Origin of the sequence: Streptomyces sp. NPDC097619 (genome assembly GCF_040302735.1) — a bacterium.
GTDB lineage: Bacteria > Actinomycetota > Actinomycetes > Streptomycetales > Streptomycetaceae > Streptomyces.
Window position 1 is genome coordinate 1 of sequence record NZ_JBEOSD010000265.1, and the last position, 6212, is coordinate 6212.

General features: G+C 74.1%; 6 protein-coding genes. 1 reads left to right on the top strand and 5 read right to left on the bottom strand.

Annotated features, from left to right (window positions below; translation table 11 throughout):
- Window positions 1–104: 104 nt before the first annotated feature.
- Window positions 105–779 (top strand): TetR/AcrR family transcriptional regulator, encoded by a 675-nt coding sequence (locus ABTZ17_RS35820; RefSeq protein WP_352199998.1) that lies wholly within the window; start codon window positions 105–107, stop codon window positions 777–779.
- A gap of 4 nt (window positions 780–783) precedes the next feature.
- On the opposite strand, the gene ABTZ17_RS35825 is transcribed toward ABTZ17_RS35820, so the two are convergent.
- From ABTZ17_RS35825 to ABTZ17_RS35845, 5 genes are all read right to left on the bottom strand, one after another.
- Complete coding sequence (locus ABTZ17_RS35825; protein WP_352199999.1) at window positions 784–1581, bottom strand: ABC transporter ATP-binding protein; 798 nt, start codon at window positions 1579–1581, stop codon at window positions 784–786.
- Entirely contained in the window at window positions 1574–2596 is a 1023-nt protein-coding gene (locus ABTZ17_RS35830; RefSeq protein ID WP_352200000.1) for an ABC transporter ATP-binding protein, read from the bottom strand. The genes ABTZ17_RS35825 and ABTZ17_RS35830 overlap by 8 nt, the downstream gene beginning before the upstream one ends.
- Window positions 2593–3447 carry an ABC transporter permease gene (locus tag ABTZ17_RS35835; protein WP_352200001.1) on the bottom strand — a complete coding sequence of 285 codons (855 nt, stop codon included), beginning with the start codon at window positions 3445–3447 and terminating at the stop codon, window positions 2593–2595. The genes ABTZ17_RS35830 and ABTZ17_RS35835 overlap by 4 nt, the downstream gene beginning before the upstream one ends.
- Window positions 3444–4403 (bottom strand): ABC transporter permease, encoded by a 960-nt coding sequence (locus ABTZ17_RS35840; RefSeq protein WP_352200002.1) that lies wholly within the window; start codon window positions 4401–4403, stop codon window positions 3444–3446. Before ABTZ17_RS35840 ends, ABTZ17_RS35835 begins: the two co-directional genes overlap by 4 nt.
- A partial coding sequence (locus tag ABTZ17_RS35845; protein ID WP_352200003.1) for an ABC transporter substrate-binding protein occupies window positions 4400–6212 on the bottom strand: 1813 nt, incomplete at its 5' end. The genes ABTZ17_RS35840 and ABTZ17_RS35845, both read right to left, overlap by 4 nt.

Genomic DNA, 6212 nt, shown 5'->3' on the forward strand with positions numbered 1-6212 from the left:
AAGAGGAGCCGAGACGAAGCGCGGAACGCGCGCAGTGCCGCGAGGTGCGGTGCCAGGCGTCGCGGGCCAGGCAAGATCCGGAAGACACGGCCTAGAGTGACGGCATGACGGCATCCCCGAAGGACCCACCGGCCCCGTCCGTACCGTCGGCGCGGGCGGGCCGGCCCCGGGTGTCGGCGAAGGGCGAGCAGACCCGGGCCCGGTTGATCGCCGCGGCCCGGACCCTCCTGGCGGGCGGCGCGGGCGAGCGCTTCACCACCCGCAACGTCGCCGCCCTGTGCGGGGTCTCGCACGGGATGTGCCACTACCACTTCCAGGACCGCACCGATCTGGTGTTGGCCGTCATCGCGGACATCCGCCCGGAGTGGATCCACCCCCTGGAGGAGGCGGCGGACGGCCCCGGCGGCTTCGCGGAGCGCGCCGGCCGGGTGCTGGAGCTGCTGGCCCGACCGGAGAGCGCCGAACTGTCCCGCCTGCACGCCGCCCTGCACTGGCACGCCCTGGAGGACGAGCGCGTCCGCGGGGCCCTGGAGGAGGAGTACCGGCGCTGGCGGGGCTCCTTCGTGACCCTCTTCGAGGTGCTGGCCGCGGAGACGGGAACCGGGGGCCCGGACCCCCGTCTGCTGGGCGAGGCCGTGGCCGCCGCCGTGGACGGACTGGCCGCCGCGGACTCCCTCGGGTCCGCGGCCGACCCGGGCGCCGTGCTCCGCGTCCTGGTCGGCACCCTCGCCGCCGGAGCCGCCGCCACGGCCCGGCCCGCCCGGCCCGCCCGGTCCTGATGCCCTAGAGGGCGCGGCGGGCCGCGGCGATGGCCGCCGGGTCCCAGCCCGGACGCGGCACGGAGTCCAGCAGGAGCCGGGTGTAGGGGTGTCGGGGCGCGGCCAGGACCTCGCCGGTGGAGCCGCGTTCGACCACGGCCCCGTGCCGCATCACCACGATCTCGTCGGTGACGCAGCGCACCACTCCGAGGTCGTGGGTGATGAAGAGGTAGCCCACGCCGGTCTGTTCCCGGACGTCGGCGAGCAGGTTGAGGATCTGGGCCTGCACGGACACGTCGAGGGCGGCCACGGCCTCGTCCAGGACGAGCACGGCCGGTTCCACGGCGAGGGCCCGGGCGATGGCCACCCGCTGCCGTTGCCCTCCGGAGAGACCGCGCGGCAGGGCGTCGGCGGCCCGGGTGCCCAGGCCGACCTGGTCGAGGAGTTCGCGGATCCGCCGGTCGTGGTCGCGACCGGGGAAGTGCAGCCGGAGGGTCTCGCGGAGGGCCGCGTCCACGCTGGTGCGCGGGTCGAGGGAGAGGTACGGGTCCTGGAAGACCATCTGCACCTCGCGGGCCCGGGCCAGCCGGGCGGTCCGGCCGCGGGCGGGGCCGGTGCGGGGCCGTCCGCGGAGCAGCACCTCCCCCGCGTCGGCCCGTTCCAGCCCGACCATGATGCGGGCGGTGGTGGACTTGCCGGAGCCGGATTCCCCGACGATGCCGAGCGAGCCGCCCTCGGGGAGGGCGAAGGACACGTCGTCCACGGCGCGGACGGTGCCGAAGGTCCGGTGCAGTCCGCGCACCTCCAGTACGTTCTCAGGCATCGACGGCGCTCCCTTCGAGCCGGTCGCTGTGGTGGCAGGCGGCCAGGTGGCCGGGCCGGTCCGGGGCCGCGGAGGGTGCGGGGGCCTGACGGTCGCAGACCTCGGTGGCGAGCGGGCAGCGGGCCGCGAAGGCGCAGCCGTGGAGGGGTTCCCGCAGGTCCGGGGGCTGGCCCTCGATGGCGGTGAGCCGGCCCGTGGGCCCGTCCATGCGCGGGGTGGAGGCGAGCAGAGCGGCGGTGTAGGGGTGTCGGGGCCGGGCGAAGAGGGCTTCGGCGGGGCCGCTCTCCGCGATGCGGCCCGCGTACATGACGTACACCCGGTCGCTGATGGCGGCGGCGAGGTCGAGGTCGTGGGTGACGAACAGCAGGCCGGTGCCGAAGCGTTCGCGGAGTCCGGCGAGGAGGGCGATGACCTCGGCCTGGCTGCTGACGTCGAGGGCGGTGGTGGGTTCGTCGGCGAGGAGCAGGGCCGGGTCGCCCATGAGGGCGGCGGCGATGACCACGCGTTGGAGCATGCCGCCGGAGACCTGGCCGGGGTACTTCCCGCGGACGGCCGGGTCCAGTCCCACGGCCCGCAGCAGTTCGTCGGCGCGGGCGCCCGCCCGGGCGGCGGTCATGGCGCCGGTGGAGGTGACGGCCTCGGTGAGGAAGTCCCCGATGCGGCGGAGGGGGTTGACGGCGGCGCGCGGGTCCTGGAAGACCATGGCGGCGGTGCCGGAGCGGATCCGGCGCAGCCGGGCGGGGTCCACGGTGAGCACGTCCTCCCCGGCGACCCGGACGGTGCCGGTGGTCTCGGCTCCGGGCGGCAGCAGCCGGAGGGCGCTGCGGGAGGTGATGCTCTTGCCGGAGCCGGATTCGCCGACGAGGGCGACGGTCTCGCGGGGGCCGACGGTGAGGTCCACGCCGTCGAGGACGGGCCGGGCGGTGCCGGGCAGGGTGACGCGCAGGCCCCGGATGTCCAGTGGGGGCGGTTCGGGGGTACCGGCCGGGCCGGGCGGGGGCGGGGGCGTGGTCATCGGGACCTCCGGGCGACGCGGTCGGCCCACCGTTCGCCCACCACGTTGAAGGCGACCACGGTCAGCACGATGAAGAGGCAGGGCAGCACCGCGGAGAGCGGGTAGCCGTGCTGGATGGCGGTCTGGCCGTCGAAGACCATGCGGCCCCAGTCGGGGGTGAGGGCGGGGATGCCCAGGCCGAGGAAGGAGAGTCCGGCCAGGTCCATGAGGGCGTAGCCGAAGTTGATGGCGGACTGGGCCAGGACCACCGGAGCGATGTTGGGCAGGACGTGGCGAAGGCAGATCTGTACGGCGGAGTGGCCCTGGACCAGGTAGGCGCTGACGTAGGGGCGGGCCCGTTCGGCGAGGACCAGGGAGCGGGTGAGGCGGCTGACGTAGGGCAGGTAGGCCACGGCCAGGGCGAGGACGGGGGCGAGGAGCCCTTCCCCGTACACGGAGATGATCAGGATGGCGAGCAGCATGCCGGGGAAGGCGAAGACCAGCTCGGTGCTGCGGGAGAGCAGGGAGTCCAGGCGGCCGCCGCGCCAGGCCGCGGTCATGCCGACGGCGATGCCCGCGAGGGTGGAGAAGGCGACCACGCCGAGGGGGCCGAGCAGGGAGGTGCGGGCGCCGAGGAGCAGCCGGGAGAGGGTGTCGCGGCCGGCGGCGTCCACGCCGAGGGGGTGGTCGGCGGAGGGTCCGGCGAGGGCCTGGCCGAGGTCCACGGCGTTGGGGTCGTGGGGGGCCAGCCAGGGGGCGGTGAGCGCGGCGAGGACGACCAGGCCGACGAGGGCCAGGCAGACGGTCTGGAGCGGGGAGCCGACGGCGCGGATCCGGGCCAGGCCGGGGCGGCGGGTGAGGACGGCGGTCATGCGGCGGCCCCCCGGGTGCCGAGGGTGACCCGGGGGTCGACCAGGGGCAGCAGCAGGTCGACGATCAGGTTCACGGTCATGAAGAGGCCGACGATGATCAGGCAGATGGCCTGGACGGTCGGGAAGTCCTTGGTAGTGGTGGACAGTTCGAGGAGCTGGCCGATGCCGCCGATGCTGAAGGCGGTCTCGACCAGCACGGTGCAGACCAGCAGGGTGGAGACGATGAGTCCGCCGGTGGTGAGCACGGTGCCGAGGGAGTTGCGGAACACGTGGCGGCGGATGACCTGGCGTTCGGGGACGCCGCGGCTGCGGGCCACGGTGACGTGTTCGCTGTCGAGGGCTTCGAGCATGGCGGAGCGGGTGACGCGGGCCAGCATGCCGATCAGGTAGAGGGCGAGGGCCACGGCGGGCAGGGTGAGGTGGCGGACCGTGTCGGTGAAGCCCTCGCCCGCGCCGCTGCTGGGGAACCAGCCGAGACGGACCGCGAAGAGGCCCTGGAGCAGGACGGCCGCGACGAAGGAGGGCGTGCCGACGGCGAAGGTGGTGCCGACGAGGATGGCGGAGTCGGTGGCGCCGCCGCGGACCGCCGCGATCCGGCCCAGGAGCAGGCCGACGGCGACGACGACGAGCAGGGCCATGGTGATGAGCAGCAAGGTGACGGGGAGCCGGTCGGCGAGGAGCCGCGAGACGTCGGTGCGGTAGGTGAGGGAGCGCCCGAAGTCGCCCTGGAGCACGTCCCCGAGCCAGTTGAGGTAGCGGACGTGGAAGGGGTCGTCGAGGTGGTACTGGGCCTTGACCGCGGCCAGGGCCTCCGGGGAGGCGGAGCGGCCCGCGAGGAGGAAGCTCGCGGGGCTGCCGGGGGCGAGGTACATGGCCCCGAAGACCACGAAGGAGGCGGCGAGGAGGGTCAGGGCCATCTCGGCGGCCCGGCGCGCGGCGAATCTGGCGAAGCTCACGGTGCGGCCCCCACGGAGGCGGCCCACGGGTGGTACATGTACGAGATCGTGGTGGGGGCGCCGGTGATCCGCTTGCCGAGGAACATGGAGGTCGGCCATTCGGCGACGGGGATCCACAGGAGCTCTTCGGCGGCGTGCCGTTGGAGCTGCGCCTCGATGTCCATGCGCTGTTCCACGGGGTAGACGGCGGTGGCCCGGTCGACGAGCCGGTCGTAGCCGGCGTCGCTGTAGCCCGCGAAGTTCATGTAGGCGCCGGTCCGGAAGTTCTGGAGGAGGTCCAGGGGGTCGGTGATGGAGTCGTAGTAGGTGAGCGGGAACATGTCGATGCCCTCGCGGGCGCCCGGGTCGGTGAAGAGGGCGGTGAAGGCGTTGGGGGCGATGGTCTTCAGCCGGATGTCGAGGCCGATGCGGCTGCCCGCGGCCTGGACGGCGGTGGCGAGGAGGGACACGTCCTGGCCGATGGAGCTGGTGGCCATGGTGAGGGGCTTCCCGGTGGCCCCGGCCTCGTTGACGAGGGCCTTGGCCTTCTCGATGTCCTGCTCGGTGGGGGGCAGGGCGTCGAAGGCGGTCTTCAGGGTGCGTTCGGGGGCGGCGGCCCAAGCGGCTCGGGTGGTGAGGGAGCTGGTGACGGTGCCGGCGCCGCCGAGGCCGGCCTTGACGAAGCCGGTGCGGTCGAGGGCGAGGGAGAGGGCGCGGCGGACGCGGACGTCGCCGAGGGCGCCCTTCATGTTCGTGATGTTGACGTTGACGGTGCTGAGGCCCTCACCGAAGTAGAGGGTGCCGGTGCCGCTGTCGCGGAGTCGGGCGTAGCTCTCGGTGGGGATCAGGTAGCCGCCGTCCACCTCGCCGCTGAGCATGGCGTTGGTGCGGGCCGAGGGGTCGGTGAGGATCCGGAAGACGGCCTTCCTGGCCTTGGCCTTGGTGCCCCAGTAGCGGTCGAAGCGGCGGAGTTCGATGGACTGGCCCTTGTTCCAGGTGCCGAGTTCGAAGGGGCCGGTGCAGGCGAGTCCGCCGGTGGTGCCGTAGTCCTTGCCCGCGGCCTCGATGCCGGCCTTGGAGGCGACGACCCCGGCGGCGGTGGCCATGTACTGGGGGAACTGGGAGTCGGGCTTCTTGAGGCGGACGGTGACCTGGAGGGGGCCGGTCCGGGTGACGGCGGTGACGTTCTGGAAGACCTGGGCCCAGGCGGCGGCGTTGGCGGGGTCCGTCTGGCGGCGGAGGCTGTAGACCACGTCGTCGGCGGTCATCTCGCGGCCGTCGTGGAAGCGGACCCCGGGGCGCAGGTCGTAGACCCAGGTGGTGGGGTCGGGGTTGGTGGCCTTGCGGGCCAGTCCGGGCTCGGTGGTGAGCTCGGGGGTCCAGCGCATCAGGCTTTCGCAGACGTTGGACAGGACGGTGTTCTGCGGGTAGTCGAAGGCCATCGTGTAGTCGAGCGTGGGCGGCTCGGCGTACACGGCCCAGGTGAAGGAGTCGATCTCGCCCGCGGCCAGGGGGGTGGAGGCGGAGAGGCGGACGTCGGCGAGCGCGCCCCCGCCCTCGGGCGGGCCCGCGCAGGCCGCGAGGAGCGCCAGGGAGCTGAGGACCGCCGTGGCGAGGACGGCGGGGCGGCGGCGGGCGGGGCGGCCGGGGGCGCGTCCGCGCGTGCGGGGTGGGGAGGTGGTCATCGTCGCGCTCTCTGTTCCGTGAGGGATGCGGGGTGGAGGAGCGGGCGGACCGCCGAACATGAGCAGGTGGTTGGGGAAGACCCGGACCAGGCGGCGGCGCCAGAACGTGAGGGTGCTGTCCCCGGGGCGGGAGACCCACGTGAGC